Below are 18,983 nucleotides of genomic sequence, written 5' to 3'. Positions count from 1 at the left end.
GTGGATAAAGATGGTGCGCTGATACCCGAAGGCTCGACGTCTAAAATTCAAATTAACCCCGGTCAGGCGCAATGGAGGACGTTTAGTCGAAATTTATTTTGAATACAGGCCCTGCCATGATGGCAAATTCGCCTGCTGATATACTGGTTGAACTGGAAGAAGCGGTCGCAGCGTGTCCGCTGGACCGTTGCGGCCCCATTCTCTCCGGCATCTTGCAGTTGCTCAATGGCAGCTGCGATCGAACTCAGCAGTTGCTCTCTGGTGTCGTCGACGGCGTTCTGCTGCGGCTGGCGGAGCGGGTCGCCCCCCGCGCGCTGATTCAGCTGAGCACCACGCTTGCCGACCTCAAGGTGGCTCCTCCCGAGACATTGCGGCGCCTTGCCTCGCACGAAGACCCCGACGTGTCCTGTCCCGTGCTGCTCAAATCGCAGGCACTCTCGATAAGTGATCTCGCTGCGATTGCGGCATCATGCGGCGAGCGACAGCTACGCGCGATCGCCGCACGCGACTGCATCGAGCCTGACGTGACCGAAGCGCTGGTCAAGCGCGGCGACCAGATTTGCCTTGCGCTGATCAAGAACCCCGGGACGAAATTCTCCGAAGCAGCCTATGCCGCCCTGATCGCCGGCGCCGACCCGGACGGCGAGATTGCTAAGGCGCTGGTGCTCCGGCCCGGCATACCCGACCTGGTCGTGCGAAAGTTGCTCGCCGCTCCCTCCCGCAGGACGGCGCCTGCGAAACCCAACGCGTCCTCCGCTCCGCCCCCGCAGGACGCAATACCGGCGCTGCAGAAGCTGCCCTCCTCGGAGGAATATGCCGCCGCAAGGCCCGAGATCGTCGCGCTCAACCGCGTTGGCAAGCTCAACGATTCCACCGTGAACCGCTTCGCTATCCGCGGCGAGACCGCCAATCTGCTCACCGCCTTGTCGGTACTGTCGGGCACTCCGATCGAGATCGTCGAGCACGTCATGAGCGACGAGGATTGCGAGGGCCTGGTGATGGCCTGCCGGGCGTCGCGCCTGAACTGGGCAACCACCCTTGCAATTCTGAGCAATCGCAGCGGCGCGCGACTCTCCTTCGCTCAGCGCGAGCGCGCACAGCTGATTTTCGAGACACTTCTCCTGTCGACCAGCCAATGGACAGTTCGCTGGGGTGAAATCGCAGCCAATGTGAGCAAGGGCGGTCCGGGACATCGTAGCGCGAGAACGGGGGGCAACCGATGAAGCACGACGGACGCAAGGCGCTTCGCGTACGAATGGACCACAAGCAGGCCGTGAACCTGATGGGCTCGGACGGGACCTGGCGACGCCGCTGTGTCCTGCTCGACGTGTCGCAGACCGGGGCCAAGATCGAGGTGGAAGGCACCCTCGACGTGTTGCAGGCGAAGGAATTCTTCATGCTGCTCTCGTCGACGGGTCTCGCGTACCGGCGCTGCGAGCTGGTCTGGATCGACGGCACCGTGGCCGGCGTGCATTTCATCAATCCGGACAGCAGAAAGAAGTCGGCAAACGCGACCGCCGCACAGAGCAAGTAGGTAATTCGGTCCTGGTATCTTCGAACTTTCTCAACTCAATACTCTCAGGCCCATCGTGCACAACGCGCGAACCATCAGCAGCCCCGTCAAAGGCAGCAACGGCATTCAGGCGACGCAAGTGACACGTCCCTTCGTGCACGTGCTGGCCGATACCTCGGGCAAATTGTCGAGCATCTGCGCAGCGCTCGAACGGCATTTCACGGTGGCCGGCGAACGGCTCGATGCGGAAGCCAAGTTGTCGCAAATGCCGGCCGCGATCGTCATCCGCGCCGAGCTGCGTGACGTCGGCAACATCGCGGCGATCAAGAAGCGGTTCTCGCTGCTGCCCAACGTAACCAAGCGCATCTTCCTCGTCGAGCAGCCGTCCCACGCCTGCGTCTCGCAAGCCTACGCGCTCGGCGCGACGCGCGTCCTTCCCGGCCCGATTAACAACGTCAGGCTGCTGGCAGTGCTCGCTGATCCGACCGAGCCAGCGCCCGGCTCGCCGCTCGGCACGGGCGAGCCGGACAACGCCGTCGAGACCGCCGCAACCGCGATCGCCTCGATGTTCACCTCAGTCACCCTGGGCCAGCGCCTCGATGTCGATGCCACCAAACAAGCCGGCCGCCAGATCGCCGACCGCATCACCCAGCATGGACTGTCGGAATGGCTCACGACGGTGCGGCGCCACCACGAAGGAACTTAACAGCACTGCCTGCTGGTGACCGGCGTCGCCGTCGACTTCGGCTTGAGCCTCGGCGTCGGGCGGGCCGATCTCGAGCGCCTCTATTCCGCGGCCATGTTCCACGACATCGGCAAGGCTCGGATTCCGCTCGCGATCCTCGACAAGCCCGGCCGCCTCGATCCGGAGGAGCGCGCAGTGGTCGAGACGCACCCCGTCAGCGGCTACGATTTTCTGAAGGATCACCACGGAATCTCGCCGGAGATCCGCGATGCCGTTCGGCACCACCACGAATATCTCGATGGCAGCGGGTATCCGGATGCGCTGGCGGGCGGAAGCATCAACGACATCGTGCGCGTTCTCACGATCTCGGATATCTTCGCCGCGCTGATCGAATACCGGCATTACAAGCCGACGATGCCGCGCACGCAGGCCTACGAGATTCTCTGCGGGATGACCGGCAAGCTGGAGAAGGCGCTCGTTTCATCCTTCAAAGCAGTTGCGCTCACACGCTGAGCGCGCGCCAGACGGCACTCACGCCGAAAATCCCCTAATGCGGCGCCCGATATTTGATGCGGCGCGGTATCGAGCGACAGGTCAGCCCGTCGGCGAGCAGCTTCATATCCTCGCGCTTACCGCTGCGGATCAGCCTACCGAACTCTTCGGGGGTAAAAGGAAGGGTGGGATCATCATCGAGCGGACGCCGCATCCGCGGGCCGAAGAACCATCGAACCAGGCTAGCCAGCCGCCGCATGTCAATTCCCTCGCGCCAGCAACAAACCTCTTGCAAGGCATATTGTTCCTGCTAGCGCGACAGGATTGCAAGGCCCAACTGAAGGCTCGCCACCAAAAATTGCGGACTGTCCGACGTTACCCCCTACCCGTCACAGCGACGAGGGACACCGCTGAACCAGCAACAGCAGCATCCGGCATCTACGCTCGCCCGCGTGCCCTAATCGGCGAAGCCGACGAACCGCACGAATTCGTCGATGTGCTCGCGGTCGGAGCGCACGGCATTCGCGGCAAACGAATCGTCGGGATAGCCCATCGCGACGCAGGTCATGATGACCTCGTCCTCGGGAATCGCCGCGACCTCGCGCACGATGTCGCTGCGCATGATGCCTTGCCCGTTGATGACGGAGCCGAGCCCGCGGTCCCAGGCCGCCAGCACGATGCCGTAGCAGAGCGCGCCGAGATCGAAATGGCAGACCGCGCCGGGATCGAGCACGCGGTCATAGGTCAGCACCAGCGAGACCGGCGCGTCGAACTGACGAAAGCCGCGCAGCACCCAGTCCTGCCGCATCGGCTTGTCGTCGCGCGCGATACCCATCGCGCCGAACAGCTTCTTGGCGATGTCGACCTGACGGGTGCGGTGCACGCCCTGGTATTCGCCGTGGCTGACGATGTCGCGCTTGACCTTGGCGCCGCCGACCATCTCCTCCATGTTGCGGCGGCGCACCTCCTCGAGGGGCCTGCCGGTGAGCACGTGCACATGCCAGGGTTGGGTGTTCATCGACGACGGCGCGCGCTTGGCGCTCTCGATGATCGCCTCGATCACCGCGCGCGGCACCGGCTCGTTCTTGAAACCGCGCACGCTGCGGCGCGACTGGACCAGCGTTTCGAATTCCACCTCAAGGCCTCCCTGCCCGTTCATTCGCCGGCATGGCAATCGTGGTGCGGGCCGGTTGCCGATGCTATCAGCCAAATCTATGCTAACGGCCAACCAAGACCAAGAACCCCCTTGAGGATCCGCCAATGCCCGCACCGCTCGATCCCGTCGTCGCCCAGATCATTCCGCTGCTGCCGCTGCGCGATCCCGCGACGATGACGCCACAGAGCGCCCGCGAATCCTTGCGCGCACTTGCTGCCGCGCGCGCCGCCGTGCCTCCGCCATCGGTCGATGCCGTGCGGGATATCAAGGTGAAGGGCGGCGCCGGGCCGCTCGATGCCCGCGTCTATTGCATCGGCAGCGACCCCGCGCCCACCGTGGTGTTCTTCCACGGCGGCGGCTGGGTTGCAGGCGATCTCGAGACCCACGACAGGCAGGCGCGGAATCTCGCGATCGAGACCGGCGCCGTCGTCGTCTCCGTTGACTATCGCCGCCCGCCGGAGACGCGCTTTCCCGGCGCCTTCGAGGACGCGTTTGCTGCCGCAAGCGACATCTTCAACCGCGTCACGGAATTTGGCGGCGATCCCAAACGCCTCGGCGTTGCCGGCGATAGCGCCGGAGGCAATCTTGCGGCCACGACCGCGATCGCCTCTCGCGATGCCGGCATCAAGCTCGCCGCGCAATTGCTGGTCTATCCCGTCACCGATGCCGTCGGCCTCTATGCGGACGCGCGCGAGAACGCACGCTTCCCCTCACGCACGGAAAATGCCGACGGCTATTTCCTCACGCGCGCCACCATGGAGTGGTTTTGCGGTCATTATTTCGCGGATCCCGCGGATGCCTCCGACTGGCGGGTGTCGCCGCTGCGGGCGGCATCGCTCAAAGGCCTCGCGCCCGCGATCGTGACCACCGCCTGGTTCGATCCGCTGCGCGACGAAGGCGCTGCCTATGCGAAAGCGCTGGAGGCCGCCGGCGTGCACGTGAGGCATCATGAGGGCGCCGGCCTGATCCACGGCTATTTCGGCATGGGCGACGCCTCCGAGGTCGCCCGCGCCGAGGCGGAGCGTGCGCGCGCCGATTTCAAGGCGTTGCTGGCGCGCGGAGTTTGATCGCATTGCAACCGCGGCGAGCTCGATCGTCGGAAAAATTGTGCCGCACGCAGATGCCCTGCTTGATTGCGCCATGATTCCGGGCTCCAATCCGCACGCCATTTTGGTTTAGGGAGACACCCAATGATGAAACGGATTTTCCTGGCTGCGATCGTCGCCACCTTTGCAGCGGGCTCGGCCCTTGCGGACGACACCTGCGAGAGCAAGGCGGTCGGCAAGGACGGCAAGGCTCTCGCCGGTGCGGCCAAGGCCTCATTCATGAAGAAGTGCAAGCAAGAGGCCTGCGCGCCCAAGGCCGTCGGCTCCGACGGCAAGCCGCTGGCCGGCGCCGCCAAGAACAGCTTTATGAAGAAGTGCGAGATGGGCGCGTAGGCGCTCCCGTAGTCCTGCCTCTTTCGCGAGCAATCAGCGAACGAACTCCGTCATGGCCAGGCAAGAGCGCGAAGTGCGTCTTCGCGCTAGATGTCCCGGCCATGACGAAATTGCCGTCCCCCGCACGCGCCGAACGCGCAATTCAAATACATCGCCACCCTAGACAGAACGCCTCGGCTGACGGATCATGCAGCGCTGAGCGAAACCGGGGCGCATCGACGAGGCTTCTAGAAAAAGGGTGGTCGAGATGTGGCAGTTTCGAGTGCGTGAACACATGATGGCAACCATGGGCGTGCTCTTTGCATTGCTCATCAGTCTTGACGTCGCGAATGCGAGGGGCCCCGGTCTGCCCAACGTCATGGTTCTCGCAACCGGCGGCACGATCGCCGGCAGCGGAGCGAGCAGCACCACCGTGGTCGGCTATACCGCAGCCACCGTGGGCATCGAGACCCTGCTGAACGCCGTCCCCGAGCTCAAGACGGTGGCCAATGTCAAAGGCGAGCAGGTTTTTCAGATCGCCAGCGAGAACATGAACAATGACTACTGGCTGAAGCTCGCAAAGCGCGTCAACACGCTCCTCGCGCAGGACGACGTGGACGGAATCGTGATCACGCACGGAACCGACACGATCGAGGAAACCAGCTATTTCCTCGATCTGGTGGTCAAGAGCAGGAAACCCGTCGTGGTCGTCGGCGCGATGCGGCCGTCGACGGCGATCAGCGCGGATGGTCCGATCAACCTCTTCAATGCAGTGATCCTCGCAGGCAGCGAGGAAGCCGTCGGCAAGGGCGTGCTCGTTGCGCTCAACGATCAGATCAACGCGGCGCGCGACGTTACCAAGAACAACACTTCGACGGCCGACACCTTCCGCACACCTGAGCTCGGCTTTCTCGGCTACATGCAGGGCAACAAGCCGTACTTCTATCGTCAATCGACCCGCCGGCACACTGCGGACTCCGAATTTGACGTCTCAAACCTCGATACCCTGCCGCAAGTCGATATCGTCTACGGCTATGCCAACATGAACCGCGTCGCGATCGACGCGTTTGTCGCCGCCGGGGCCAAGGGGATCGTGCATGCCGGCGTGGGCGACGGCAGCCTGGCCCGACCCGCGGTCGAGCCGGCGCTCGATGAGGCGCGGAAGAAGGGCGTCGTGATCGTCAGGAGCAGCCGCGTCGGCAACGGCATCGTCGCGCGCAACGGCGAGGCCAAGGACGACGAGCACGATTTCGTCGTCTCCGATACGCTCAATCCGCAGAAGGCGCGCATCCTGCTGATGCTGGCGCTGACCAAGACGTCAGACACCAAGGAGATCCAGCGGATGTTCTATACGTATTAGAGCATCTGAAGGGCCATCCGCCCTACTCCCGCTTGAAGCGATAATCGAACGCAGCGCCGAACGGCTTGATCAATCCAACCGTCGGCGCCGGAAAATGGATCGGCAGGATCAGCGTGTCGGTGTCGGCGACGGACGCGAAGAACTTCCGCCGTGACACCGCCGATTGCTTGGCATCCCAATCGGGCTTCGACGACCACTCCGGCTCGCGGCACTGGATCTGGTGATGCATGAGATCGCCGGCGACCACCGCGCGCTGGCCTTTCGAGAAAATGTTGACGCAACAGTGACAGGGCGAATGCCCCGGCGTCGGCATCAGCGTGACGGTATCATCCAGTGCATAGTCGTCATCGACCAGCAGCGCCTGCCCCGCCTCAACGATCGGCAGGCAATTGTCGCGAAACACGGTCCCTGGCGGATTGCTTCCCTTTGCATTCTCGGCTTCCCAGGCCGCGTACTCCCCTTTGTGAAAGACGTATTTCGCGTTCGGAAACGTCGGCACCCAGCGGCCGTCGCGCAAGCTCGTGTTCCAGCCGGTGTGATCGATATGCAGATGCGTGCAGAACACGTAGTCGATCCGCTCGAAGCCGATGCCGATCGCGAACAATTCGTTGCGCCAGCGCTGCTTGCCGGGAAAGTCGAACGGCGGCGGATGGCCCTTGTCCTCGCCGGTGCAGGTGTCGACCAGAATGGTGTAGCGCGGCGTGCGAACCACAAAGGTCTGATAGGTGATGACCATCATGCCGCGCGCTGCGTCGAACACCTCGGGCTCCATCGTCGGCAGATGGCGCTTGAACACGGCGTCGTCATATCCAGGGAAAAAATCCTGCGGCCGCCGCCACGGCCCTTCCCGCTCGATCACCGCGTCGATGGTGATGTCGCCGATCCTCAGCTGCTTCACGCGCCCTCCCGAATTTTTCTCGAGCGTAACGAACGGGTTCGCAGCCTTCAAGAGCCGTGAGCGCAAGGCCGGCATTGTCAAGTTCCCTTCCTGCGCGCGGCAGCGGCGTTGGACTCTGGCGAGCCCCCCTGAGCGACGCACATGCGTCGCTCAAGCGTCACACGCGCGTCGTCGGCAGCACTCGATACTCCACGTGTCATTGCAGGTGAAACGCGCACGGATTGCGCGACAAAACACGGGGCAGCACGTGGACAACAAGAAGCTTCTTTCCCTGATCTCATTGCTTTCGCTCGCGGCATCGCTGGCTTGCACGGCTCTGCCTGTACACGCCGAGGAGGACGGCAACGGCCGCGACCGCAGCTCGGAGGCCTCGCGTGATCACGATCACGGCCATCACCGACATCGCTCGCCGCCAGTGGTCCTCATCTCGCTCGACGGCGCCAAGCCCGATTTCATTCAGCAATTCATCGCGGAAGGCGTGCTGCCGCGCGACGGCGGGCTGGCGCGGCTCAGCCGCCATGGTGCGATCGCTTCGCAGAACATCACCGCCTCGCCCTCGCTCACCGCCGTCTCGCATATCGAAATCGCCACCGGCTCGACCGCCGTCCACAACGACATCCCCTCCAACACCTTCCAGGCCATCGTCGGAGCCAGCACGTCGAGCCTCAGCGGCTTCGCCGCACCGATCGGCGGCTATCGCGAGAGCCCGCTCGGCCCCACGTCACGGCCGACCGCTTCGCCGCTGTGGGTCCAACTGCGCCAGCAGGGCAAGAAGGTCGTGACCGCGACCTGGCCCGGCGGCGACGGGGCCGATATCTCGATCAACGGCAGCGTCGTGCAGCCGGCGCAGCCGACCCACGTCACGGACTACACCGTGCCGTTCGGGACCTTCGGCGGCCTCGGCGCCCAGGGTTTTTCGCTGACCCGGACAGATTTCGCGCCTGATGCGGCGGTGGCTGCGGCACTGCAGGCAGCCGGCCGCTTCTCGTTCAGCCCGGTGCTGGCGACATCGAACCCGATCGAGACGTTCTCCTGCGCGTCGGTCTCGACCGCGACCTGCTCCAGCAATGCGGCGACGCTCGACCTCAAATACGCCATCCGCATTGCCGCGCTCGACACCACCAACGACAACGTCGTGAACTACGACACGCTGGTGTTCTTCGACGCAACGCGCGGCATCACGGCGGGCCCGTTCGCGCCGCCCGCGACGGGTCCGGCCTACGTCAAGTTCGGCGGCGAGAACGCGCCGTTCTTCTTCGACGGCAGCGGCGCCAAGGTGGGCGCGGCCTATTTCGTTTCGCAGCTCGCGCCTGATCTCTCGGTGGTGCGCTTGGCCCGTTACAGCGCCAACTACATTCCGCGCAACGCGCCTGTTCTCGCCGATGTCGACGACATCAACAACAGTATCGGCTTCTGGCGCCCGCAGGCCGACTTCCGTATCACCGAGCGGCTGAGCCCCGGCTTCACCAATTTCCCCGACGTCGAGATCGAGGCGATGTTCGAGGACATGGTGAAGACGTTCGTGCGCTACCAGGCCGAGATCGGCGAACGTGCGATCCAGAACCATCCCGACGCCGACCTCGTGATGATCTATATCGAGCAGCCCGACGGCTCCGAGCACCAGTTCCTGCTCACCGATCCCCGCCAGGGCACCAACCCCAGGGATCCGAACTCGATCGGCGCTGGCCAGGATCCCGCCAAGGTCGCCCGCTACGCCTCCTATATCCGCTTCGCCTATCAGACCGCGGACAAGGCGGTGAAACGGATCATGGAAGCGGCCGGCCCCGACAGCAACGTCATCGTCGTCTCGGACCACGGTTTTGCGCCGTTTCATACCTCGGTCAGCATGACCAACATTTTGAAGAACGCCGGCATCGACACCAGCAAGGTGGCGATCCGCACCTCAGGCCCTGCCGCCAACATCTACGTCAATCTCCAGCAGCGCGAACAAGGCGGCACTGTCGATCCCGCGACCTATCAGGCGCTACTGGCGCAGATCACCGCGGCCGTGCAGAACGCCGTCGATCCGAACCCGAAGTTCAACGGCTCGCTGGACAACGGGAAGATCTTCACCGTGGTCGAGACGCGTCCGGCGCAATGCGAAGCCGGGCTCGGACAATGCACCAGCAAGACCATCGGCCAGGACTTTGGCGATGTGTTCGCGCTGATGGCGCCGGGCTACAATTTCGACGGCGTCCAAAGCCCCGGCGTCGCCCGCCTCGGCGATGCGCCGTTCAACGCGGCCACATCAGCGCTGTCGATGCCGAATTTCTACGGCGCCCACGGCCACGATCCCAGGCTGCCGGTGATGAGCGCCACCTTCATCGCCGCCGGCCCGCAGATCCGCGACAATACGACGATCCGGCGCATGCACAATCTCGACGTCGCCCCGACCATCATGCAGATCCTCGGCGTCAGGCCGCATGGGGTCGATGGCGAGGTGCTGCGCGAGATTTTGAAGTAACGATTGAACGCAACACCGACGGGCGCCGATCGGCGCCCGTCCGTTCAGCGCGTGCATTAGTTGCAAGTCTATCGATGCGCGGACGATATCCATTTCAATCCGGTCAAGCGCGGCCTTGTCGCATCACCGGCTGACTGGGCATATTCGTCACTGCATCGTTACGTTCGAGAGGGCTTCTGCCGCGCGATTGGGGCGGTGTCGGCGACATCGCCGGTCAGTCCGGCGAACGCAGAGGCTGACCCGGACTGCGCTGCGCTCCATCCGGGCTACGAACTCCATAGGATCTCTCTTGTCGCGGATGGAGCGTGGCGCAAGCTAAGGCCGGCTCAGCACTACGACCGCAGCCCCGGCGCCTCCTGCCCGGTGCGCGCGACGTATTCCGTGTAGCCGCCGCCATATTGGTGGATGCCGTCCGGCGTCAGTTCCAGCACGCGGTTCGACAGCGTAGCGAGGAAATGGCGGTCATGCGAGACGAACAGCATGGTGCCTTCGAAATCCGACAGCGCGTTGATCAGCATTTCCTTGGTGGCGAGATCGAGATGGTTGGTCGGCTCGTCCAGCACCAGGAAATTCGGCGGATCGAACAGCATCTTGGCCATCACGAGGCGCGCCTTCTCGCCGCCTGACAGCACGCGGCAGCGCTTCTCGACGTCGTCGCCGGAGAAGCCGAAGCAGCCGGCAAGCGCCCGCAAGGAGCCCTGTCCCGCGGTCGGAAACTGGTCTTCCAGCGACTGGAACACGGTGCGCTCGCCGTCGAGCAGATCCATCGCGTGCTGGGCGAAATAGCCCATCTTGACGCTGCCGCCCAACGCCACGGTGCCGTCATCAGGCTCGCTGGCGCCCGCGACGAGCTTGAGCAGCGTTGACTTGCCGGCGCCGTTGACGCCCATCACGCACCAGCGCTCCTTGCGGCGGATCATGAAATCCAGGCCGTCATAGATGCGCTTGTTGCCATAGCCCTTGTGCACGTTCTTGAGCGCGACGACGTCTTCGCCCGAACGCGGCGCCGTCGGGAAGTCGAAGGCGATACTCTGGCGGCGGCGCGGCGGTTCGACCCGCTCGATCTTGTCGAGCTTCTTCACCCGGCTCTGCACCTGGGCGGCATGCGAGGCACGCGCCTTGAAGCGCTCGATGAACTTGATCTCCTTGGCAAGCATCGCCTGCTGGCGCTCGAATTGCGCCTGCTGCTGCTTCTCGGCCATCGCGCGCTGCTGCTCGTAGAACTCGTAATCACCGGTATAAGTGGTGAGCGCCCCGGAATCGATTTCGATCACCTTCGAGATCACGCGATTGATGAACTCGCGGTCGTGCGAGGTCATCAGCAGCGTGCCCTCGTAGTCGTGCAGGAACTTCTCCAGCCAGATCAGGCTTTCGAGGTCGAGATGGTTGCTCGGCTCGTCGAGCAGCATGACGTCGGGGCGCATCAGCAGGATGCGCGCCAGTGCCACGCGCATCTTCCAGCCACCCGAGAGCTTGCCGACGTCGCCGTCCATCATCTCCTGGCTGAAGCCGAGCCCGGACAGCGCCTCGCGCGCGCGGCCGTCGAGCGCGTAGCCGTCGAGCTCCTCGAAGGCGTGCTGCACTTCGCCATAGCGCGCGATGATCTCGTCCATCTGGTCGGCTTTGTCGGGGTCGGCCATGTCGGCCTCGAGCTGGCGCAGCTCGGCCGCGACCTCGCTGACGGGGCCTGCGCCATTCATCACCTCGGCCACGGCGCTGCGGCCACTCATCTCGCCGACGTCCTGGTTGAAATAGCCGATCGTGATGCCGCGATCGGTCGAGACCTGCCCTTCGTCGGGCAGCTCCTCGCCGGCAATCATCCGGAACAAAGTGGTCTTGCCGGCACCATTCGGGCCGACGAGGCCGATCTTCTCGCCCTTGTTGAGGGCGGCGGAGGCTTCAATGAAGAGGATCTGGTGGCCGGCTTGCTTGCTGACGTTGTCGAGGCGGATCATGGGTCTTTTGGGGGAATTTTGCGTTGCAGCGTAATAGGCCATGCCGGCCCCCAGGGGAAGCCCGGCGGGGTACGGGTTTCGCCCCTTCCTGACAAATCCTTAGCGATTTTCCGTCACAACCGCTGATAGCGCCGGCCAGCGACTGCGATGGCCGGCCGTCGACCCGACGTTTGGAATGCTCCTGGGGGAATACCGATGAAAGTTCGTTTTGGCCTGGCCATGGCCACAGCACTGATGCTCGGCGGCGGTGCCGCAACTGCGCAGACCCTGCCCGACTACATGGCGCCGATATCCGGCAAGCCGAATGCCGCCTCCGGCGATGTCGCCACCAGGGATGTGCTCGCGCTGAACACGGCGATGTTCGAGCTCTATGGCGACTCTGCAAAGGTGTTCCAGAAGAACATCCTCGACAAGCACCCCGTGATCCTCGGCCTGTTCTCCGGAGCCGGCGGACGGTTGATCCTCTACCGGCCGGGCCGGCCGCCGCTCGACGCGCCGCAGGTGCCGGTCGTCTACCAGTTGCTGAAATCGATCGGCCACAGCACCATGGCACTGGCCGCAATCGTCGGCCCTTATGTCGACAATCCGGACAACAAATCCTGGCGCGGCGCGATGCTGGCCTTCCGCAGCCGGATGCAATCGGCGCTGGACAGCCTCGACGCCACGCCGATGCAGGCCGACTGGCGCGACAACAACCGCACCATCCTGAAGAACAACATCGCCTTCATGGACGAATGCCTCGCGAGCGGCGCCATTCCGTTCGCAAAGCTGGAGGCCTTCGGCAAGCAGCAGGCCCCATTCCTCGCCAGGAACGTGGCGTGGGCGGCCCAGACCCAGGTCGCGCACTGGATGGGCGTGCTGGCCGATTGGAAGGCGCAGCTCGGTCCCGATTGGGAGAAGACCTATGCCGCCAGCAACACCATCTACGTCACGCGGCAGAACAACGTGATCTTCAGCGTGCTCGCGCAGTTCTTCGGCCCCGAGGCCATCAACACGCGTTTGCTCCTGATCGAAACGGTTTCATTCACGACGACGCCGGCTGACATGCTGGAATCGCTGACGCGGATCATCGCCGACCGCTCGGTCGGCGCGCTGTTCTTCGGCAATTATCACCTGATGGATTATGAACTCATGGGAGGCGATGCGCGCGCGGCAATCATCGCCGAGACCGAGAAGCGCGGCATGAAGCCGTTCCTGCCGCTGCTGGTTCCGTTCGGCTCGAAGCAATGGCCGACCTTGGTCACCCCGGGCCCCGGCCCCGCGACGATCGCCGATCTCAAGTGACGCCTTGAGCTGAATCGTGCGCTGGATGAGAGGCGGCTGCGTTCGCAGCGGCCGCCTTCACCTCTCGTAAACGGCCCTACTGTTTTACTCCAGCTGCGCCGAATCATGGCAGCTTGACGCCAGCGTAGGTGCGTATCCATGGAAGCGATCGCGTCCGCGATTCAGTCAGCATCGCGAGCCGGTAACGACCTTGAACAAGGGTGAGATCATGCGGCCCTCGCGACGCGAGTTCGTGAAGTTGATGTCCGCGGGCGGCATTTCGGTCAGCCTGTCGCATCTTGCGGCGGCTGCGAACGCGCCCTTCGCCGCGCACGAGACGCTGCCTGGACGCGGCAATTTCAATCCCGCGACCAAGGGCGCCGGCCGGGTCGATGGCGTCGCCAAGGTCACCGGCGCAAAACTCTACGCCTCCGACTTCCGCGCCAGCGACATGCCGGGCTGGCCGCAGACCACCTCGCACGCGATCCTGGTGCGCGCCAACGACGCCACGCATGTCTACACCGGTCTCGACCTCGCCCGCCTCAGCGGCGCGCTCAAGCCCTCCGCCATCGTCACAGCGGCAGATCTCGACCGCATCGGCATTGAGGTGCCGGAATTCTATGCCGGCGATTTGTTCTGCCCGCCCGGCAAGACGCCGCTTTATCTCGGCCAACCCGTCGCGCTCCTGATCTTCGAAAAGTTCGACGCCTTCGACCAGGCGCGGCTCGCGCTCCGCGACGGCACCTTCGTCAAATCAGGCGAAGAGACGGGGCCGGTGATCGCAGCCGATTACGGCGCCTATCGCTTCACCCGTGTCGCGGGCCCCTCGCCCGACGAGCCCGACATCTATTCGCCGATCCAGGCCGGCTGGGTCTCGCCCAAGAAAGTTCAGAACGCCGCGCTGCCGGTGTGGTCGCCGCTCGCCAAGGAGATGCCGGCCGACTACGTCAAGGCCGCGAAGCTTGGCGACCAGATCCGCGCCGAGCTTGCCTCCGAGGATGCCTCGCTGCTGGTGCTCGACCGCGAGTTCGAGACGCAGTCGGTCGATCCGATGTTCCTGGAGCCGGAATGCGGCCTGGCCTGGTACAGCGGCAAAGGCGGCAATCTCGAGCTGGTGCTCGGCGTGCAGTCTCCTTACGAGGCCGCGGAGTCGCTGGCGCATCTGCTGGCCAAGGCACATGCGCCCTACAAGCCCTCGCACATCAACGCGCAATTCGCCCATGTCGGCGGCGGCTTTGGTGGCCGCGATCACACGCCGTTCATCCTCTATGTCGCGCTCGCGGCAATCTGCTTTCCCGGCAAACCGGCGCGGCTCGCGCATGACCGCTACCAGCAATTCCAGGGCGGCATCAAACGCCACCCGATCAAGATGCGCTCGCGCATCGGCATCGACCGCAAGACCGGCCTGATCAAGGCTTTCGCCGCCGATCACGTCCTCGACGGCGGCGGGCTCGCCAACTTCTCCGCCAACGTCGCCGTCGTCGCCGCAACAGGCGCGATCGGCATCTACGACATCCCCAAGGTCGACGTCACCACGGTAGCGATGCACTCGCGCGGCGTCACCGCAGGCTCGATGCGCGGCTACGGCACGCTCCAAACCATGACCGCGCTCGAAGCGCTGATCGACGAAGCCGCCGGCGAGCTCCAGCTCGACCCGATTGAATTCCGCCGCCGCAACGCCTTGAAGCAGAACGGCCGGACCATGACCGGCAATCCCTACATCGTCTCGGTGCGTACGCCCGAGATCCTCGATCGTCTGGAAAAGCATCCGATCTGGCAGCAGCGCGCGCAGCTCAGGCACACTTCGGGCGACCGCCTGGTCGGCACGGGTGTGGCCTGCGTGACCAAGGACTACGGCTCCGGCGCGGACTGCTCGCTCGGCCGCGTCGAGCTCGGCGCCGACGGCAAGATCGCGATCTTCTGCGACCATGTCGAGATGGGCAACGGGATCGGCACGGCGCTGGCGAACCGCGTTGCCGCCGATCTCGGCGCCATCGCCGATGAGGTCTCGGTCGCGCGGGTCGACAGCTACGACGTGCTCGGCCTCGTCACCTCGGGCGATCCCTACACGATGGACCAGAAGACCCAGGACGCGGCGGCAAGGAATCCGCGCTGGGTCCCTTCGATCTCCTCGGCGACGTCGGCTTCGATCGGCGCCCATGTCGGCACGCACTCCGCAACCGAAGCCGCCCGCGTGATCTTCCGCTTCGGCCTGTGGCCCGCCGCACTGGAGCTGTGGCGCATCCCCAAGACGGATCCGCGAGCCAAGCAATCGGCGAATGCGAACTGGCAGAACGGCCAACTCACCATGCCCGGCCTGGAGCCATTGCCATTGGCGAGGCTTGCCGCAACCGCGCATGCGCGCGGCTTCGTCACCGGTGCAGTCGCACACAGTTTCTCGCGCTGGGCCTGGTCGCGGGCACGCTTTCCCCTGTTTGGCGAGCAATACCTCGCTGAGATCGACGCGCTCGCGATCCGCCGTGGCAACAACAAATTCGAGCGGATCAATCGCGCCAGCGTCAAGTTTCCACCGACCGATAACAACCGCATCGGCACCGCCTACACCTCGATGTGCGGCACGCTCGTCCGCGTCGAGATCGAGAGGGCGACGGGCAATTTGCGCATCGCCAAGGCCTACAGCGTATTCGAATGCGGCACCGCGCTGGTCCCTGAAGTGGTGATGGGCCAGTCCCATGGCGGCTTCGCCATGGGCGTCGGCTACGCGCTCTTGGAAACGCTGCCGCCGTTCGAGGGCGGTCCAGGCAATGGCGAATGGAATCTCGGCCGCTATCTGATCGCGCGGGGCTCCGACCTGCCCTTGCGCGATCTCGAGATCGAGATGCTGAAGCCTCTGACAGGGAACGAAGCGCCCAAGGGCATGGCGGAGGTCGTGATGATCCCGATCGTGCCGGCGCTGATCAATGCCATCCACGACGCCACCGGCCACCGCTTCCGCGCCTTGCCGGTCACGGCCAATCTCCTGAAGGGAGTGCTTGCGTGACGACCCTCAGCCTCACCATCAACGGCCGGAAGCATGGCCCGATGGACGTCCGCGACGATCTCTCGATGAACGATTTCCTGCGCGAGATGCTCGGCATGACCGGCACCAAGTTCGGCTGCGGCGCCGCGCAATGCCTGAGCTGCGCCATCATCGTCGACGAGCCCGATGGCACCAGCTACACCAGCCCGACCTGCATCGCGCCGGCCGTCAATTTCGACGGCAAGTCGATCCGCACCGTCGAAGGCCACGCCAAGGAAAATCAGCTCTCGGCCCTGCAGCAGGCCTTCATCGATCACTTCGCCTTCCAGTGCGGCTATTGCACCGCCGGCTTCCTCAATGAGGGCCAGGTGCTGCTCGAACGTCTGTCGCGCTCGCCGGTTGCCCGCGAGGCGCTGGAGCAGACCATTGCGGACGCCCTCGACGGGCATCTCTGCCGCTGCACCGGCTACATCAAATATCACGAGGCGGTGCGCGACGTGATCCTCGCCGATTCCAGCCGCTATCTCATCGCCAGCAAATGAGTGCGCCAGTGATGATGACCGCGCGCGTCAAGATCATGGTCGTGATGGCGGCGCTGACGAGCAGCCTGTGCGCCGGTTACGCCGCCTCCGATACGACCAGCCACGGCCTCGCCTCGCCGGAGAGCTTTGCCGGCATCACCGACACCGAGAAGCGCTCGGCCGCGATCTTCACCGAGCTCGGCAAGGTGCTGACGCATCCGCGCTGCACCAACTGCCACCCGGCCGGCGACAGCCCGCGCCAGGGCGACAATCCGCGCCTCCATCAGCCGCCGGTGACGCGCGGCGCCGATGGCCATGGCGTTGAAGCGATGCGATGCCACACCTGCCACCAGAAGGCCAATTTCGAGCCCGGCCGCATTCCCGGTCATCCCGAATGGCACCTCGCCCCGCGCGAGATGGCCTGGGAGGGCAAGACGATCGGCGAGATCTGCGAGCAGATCCGGGATCCCGCGCGCAATGGCGGCCGCAAGGTGGAAGATCTCATCGACCACATCGGCAAGGACACGCTGGTCGGCTGGGCCTGGAAACCCGGCTTCGGCCGCTCGCCCGTCCCGGGCACCCAAGCCCAGGCCGGCGCATTGGTCAAAGCCTGGGTGGAGACCGGAGCGGCCTGCCCTGCGCCGTGACGGGCGCCGGGACGAATTGTCATCGACGACGTGCGACCGAGGGCGGGCTATTGATCCGCGCACCACTGTAGCCAATCCGATCGCAACCGGAGAGAATGACGGTCCTGGCGCATGACGAACGAGACGGTGATGGACTCACCACAAGTCGGACCCTTGAGCTCATGCCGACTGTTCCTGAATTGCTCCCTGCTCCGCTCATCGCTTCAAACACGGACATCCCGTGCGGACCAATTGTCATGAGCACCGGATTGCCGTCGCTCGATATGGCCTGCACGACGAACGAACGGGCGACCACCTTCACATCGGTGAAGCCCGCCTTCTCCAGATCGTGGCGGATTTTCTCGATTGCGTCTGCATCATGTGTTTGGCCGCCGTTCGGGGAAGTGTCCGCCGGACTGCCTTGGTCGTTCTTGCTCGATGCTGCGTCCATCTGCGAGCCGTTGACGGGAGCGGACGTTTACGCAAGCACGGGCGAGCCGAGGAATGCCAGCAATGTTGCCATGGCAAGAGTTGGTTTCACGAGCGTTCTCCTTGGTTGACGCGTAATCGTCGTGCAGCGCCGATCGTTCCTAGGGATTTTGTGGCACGATCTGCTCGGCTCCGCATGGGGCGTGTGCGTGCAAATGCGCCGGTCCGTGTGCCGACCAGAAGGCCGGCTGCGAAAGCGCCGAGTGCGCCGACCGCTAGCGGCACAATACGTGCCATGGGTCCATCGACGACCAGCGCATGATCGTCCGCCTCCGCGCCGAAACGCCCGCGCGTGCGGTGCAGAGACCTCACTGAGCTCATCAGATTGTCGGCGCGGTCTTGCCCCACCGGCTCCGCCGTCTCCTGCGCCGAGAACGCTGCTTTGGCCAGATAGTGATCGAGCCAAGCCGGAAGCACGGCATTGCCCAGGATGACCTTGAGCGTGCTCAGTCCGATCCAGGATTCGCGGCGAGGACGGCGGACAGCTTGATAGACGGCATTCGCGATCACCTCGGGCTGCACCACCGGCGCGACCGGACGCGGCTGCCGCGGCATGTGGGTCCGGGCCCAATCGAATTGCGGCGTGTTGACCGCCGGCAGCTCCATCATGGTGAGCTGGATGCGGCTCCGGTCGTGGATCAGCTCGGTGCGCAGGGAATCGGTGAAGCCGCGGATGGCATGCTTGGCGCCGCAATAAGCCGATTGCAGCGGGATGCCGCGATAGGCAAGCGCCGACCCGATCTGGATGACGTGGCCGCAATCGGCCGGACGCATGTGACGCAGCGCCGCCATCGTGCCGTGCACGAAGCCGAGATAGGTCACCTCGGTGACGCGGCGAAACTCCTCGGCACTCATTTTCCACACCGGCGAGAACACGGTGACCATGGCATCGTTGATCCAGACATCGATCGTTCCGAAGTCCCTGACGACGCGGTCCGCCGCTGCGAACATCGCCTCCGCATCGGCAACATCGGCCGGCAAGGCCAGCCCCGATCCACCCATCTGGTCGACCTCGCGCCGGGTCGCCTCCAGCGCCTCGGCGTCGCGCGCGATCAGCCCGATGCGCCAGCCGCCGCGGGCGAAGCGATGCGCAATGGCGCGCCCCACCCCGGCCGAAGCTCCGGTGATGACGACGACCCCGCCTGAATGAAACGGAACCACGC

The 18,983-nt window shown here is 64.6% G+C and carries 16 protein-coding genes and 1 pseudogene; 11 read left to right on the top strand and 6 right to left on the bottom strand.

The window, feature by feature from the left end:
• Positions 1-116: 116 nt before the first annotated feature.
• From XH88_RS04715 to XH88_RS04705, 3 genes and pseudogenes are all read left to right on the top strand, one after another.
• Positions 117-1,223 (top strand): DUF2336 domain-containing protein, encoded by a 1,107-nt coding sequence (locus tag XH88_RS04715; protein ID WP_271614231.1) that lies wholly within the window; start codon positions 117-119, stop codon positions 1,221-1,223.
• Entirely contained in the window at positions 1,220-1,534 is a 315-nt protein-coding gene (locus XH88_RS04710; RefSeq protein ID WP_271614230.1) for a PilZ domain-containing protein, read from the top strand. Before XH88_RS04715 ends, XH88_RS04710 begins: the two co-directional genes overlap by 4 nt.
• A gap of 55 nt (positions 1,535-1,589) precedes the next feature.
• Positions 1,590-2,711, top strand: a pseudogene (locus XH88_RS04705) (HD-GYP domain-containing protein).
• Between the two features lie 34 nt (positions 2,712-2,745).
• Here the strand turns inward: XH88_RS04705 and XH88_RS04700 are convergent.
• Positions 2,746-2,949, bottom strand: coding sequence for a hypothetical protein (locus tag XH88_RS04700; RefSeq protein WP_271614229.1), 204 nt, complete (start codon positions 2,947-2,949; stop codon positions 2,746-2,748).
• A 198-nt stretch (positions 2,950-3,147) separates the two neighbouring features.
• The gene (locus XH88_RS04695; RefSeq protein WP_271614228.1) at positions 3,148-3,825 is read right to left on the bottom strand and encodes a nitroreductase; all 678 of its coding nucleotides are present in this window, start codon (positions 3,823-3,825) and stop codon (positions 3,148-3,150) included.
• Positions 3,826-3,950: 125 nt separating this feature from the next.
• Here XH88_RS04695 and XH88_RS04690 point away from each other — a divergent pair, with 125 nt between their 5' ends.
• From XH88_RS04690 to XH88_RS04680, 3 genes are all read left to right on the top strand, one after another.
• On the top strand, positions 3,951-4,913 hold the full coding sequence (locus XH88_RS04690; RefSeq protein WP_271614227.1) for an alpha/beta hydrolase: 963 nt from the start codon (positions 3,951-3,953) through the stop codon (positions 4,911-4,913).
• A gap of 123 nt (positions 4,914-5,036) precedes the next feature.
• Entirely contained in the window at positions 5,037-5,285 is a 249-nt protein-coding gene (locus XH88_RS04685; RefSeq protein ID WP_271614226.1) for a hypothetical protein, read from the top strand.
• Between the two features lie 247 nt (positions 5,286-5,532).
• The gene (locus XH88_RS04680) at positions 5,533-6,624 is read left to right on the top strand and encodes a type II asparaginase (RefSeq protein WP_271614225.1); all 1,092 of its coding nucleotides are present in this window, start codon (positions 5,533-5,535) and stop codon (positions 6,622-6,624) included.
• A 22-nt stretch (positions 6,625-6,646) separates the two neighbouring features.
• On the opposite strand, the gene XH88_RS04675 is transcribed toward XH88_RS04680, so the two are convergent.
• Entirely contained in the window at positions 6,647-7,522 is an 876-nt protein-coding gene (locus XH88_RS04675; RefSeq protein WP_271614224.1) for an MBL fold metallo-hydrolase, read from the bottom strand.
• A 247-nt stretch (positions 7,523-7,769) separates the two neighbouring features.
• Here XH88_RS04675 and XH88_RS04670 point away from each other — a divergent pair, with 247 nt between their 5' ends.
• A complete protein-coding gene (locus tag XH88_RS04670) occupies positions 7,770-9,986 on the top strand; it encodes an alkaline phosphatase family protein (protein ID WP_271614223.1) in 2,217 nt (738 codons plus the stop codon).
• Between the two features lie 332 nt (positions 9,987-10,318).
• On the opposite strand, the gene XH88_RS04660 is transcribed toward XH88_RS04670, so the two are convergent.
• On the bottom strand, positions 10,319-11,941 hold the full coding sequence (locus tag XH88_RS04660; RefSeq protein ID WP_271614222.1) for an ABC-F family ATP-binding cassette domain-containing protein: 1,623 nt from the start codon (positions 11,939-11,941) through the stop codon (positions 10,319-10,321).
• 195 nt (positions 11,942-12,136) lie between these two features.
• Between XH88_RS04660 and XH88_RS04655 the strand changes: the two genes are divergently transcribed.
• The 4 genes from XH88_RS04655 to XH88_RS04640 all read left to right on the top strand — a co-directional run bounded on the left by XH88_RS04655 (position 12,137) and on the right by XH88_RS04640 (position 17,352).
• A complete protein-coding gene (locus XH88_RS04655; RefSeq protein ID WP_271614221.1) occupies positions 12,137-13,225 on the top strand; it encodes a hypothetical protein in 1,089 nt (362 codons plus the stop codon).
• Positions 13,226-13,433: 208 nt separating this feature from the next.
• The gene (locus tag XH88_RS04650; RefSeq protein ID WP_271614220.1) at positions 13,434-16,205 is read left to right on the top strand and encodes a xanthine dehydrogenase family protein molybdopterin-binding subunit; all 2,772 of its coding nucleotides are present in this window, start codon (positions 13,434-13,436) and stop codon (positions 16,203-16,205) included.
• On the top strand, positions 16,202-16,726 hold the full coding sequence (locus XH88_RS04645; RefSeq protein WP_271614219.1) for a (2Fe-2S)-binding protein: 525 nt from the start codon (positions 16,202-16,204) through the stop codon (positions 16,724-16,726). The genes XH88_RS04650 and XH88_RS04645 overlap by 4 nt, the downstream gene beginning before the upstream one ends.
• Before the next feature lie 11 nt (positions 16,727-16,737).
• Positions 16,738-17,352, top strand: a complete 615-nt coding sequence (locus tag XH88_RS04640; RefSeq protein WP_442868412.1) for an Isoquinoline 1-oxidoreductase subunit — start codon at positions 16,738-16,740, stop codon at positions 17,350-17,352.
• A gap of 19 nt (positions 17,353-17,371) precedes the next feature.
• Here XH88_RS04640 and XH88_RS04635 read toward each other — a convergent pair whose 3' ends face one another.
• Both XH88_RS04635 and XH88_RS04630 read right to left on the bottom strand, forming a co-directional pair.
• Positions 17,372-17,782, bottom strand: a complete 411-nt coding sequence (locus XH88_RS04635) for a hypothetical protein (RefSeq protein ID WP_271614217.1) — start codon at positions 17,780-17,782, stop codon at positions 17,372-17,374.
• An 86-nt stretch (positions 17,783-17,868) separates the two neighbouring features.
• Positions 17,869-18,981 carry an SDR family oxidoreductase gene (locus XH88_RS04630; protein WP_271614216.1) on the bottom strand — a complete coding sequence of 371 codons (1,113 nt, stop codon included), beginning with the start codon at positions 18,979-18,981 and terminating at the stop codon, positions 17,869-17,871.
• Positions 18,982-18,983: the final 2 nt, after the last annotated feature.

It is taken from the genome of Bradyrhizobium sp. CCBAU 51627 (genome assembly GCF_028128765.1).
GTDB lineage: Bacteria > Pseudomonadota > Alphaproteobacteria > Rhizobiales > Xanthobacteraceae > Bradyrhizobium.
Note: the sequence above shows the minus strand (reverse complement) of the source record. Positions and strands in the feature narration are given on the sequence as shown.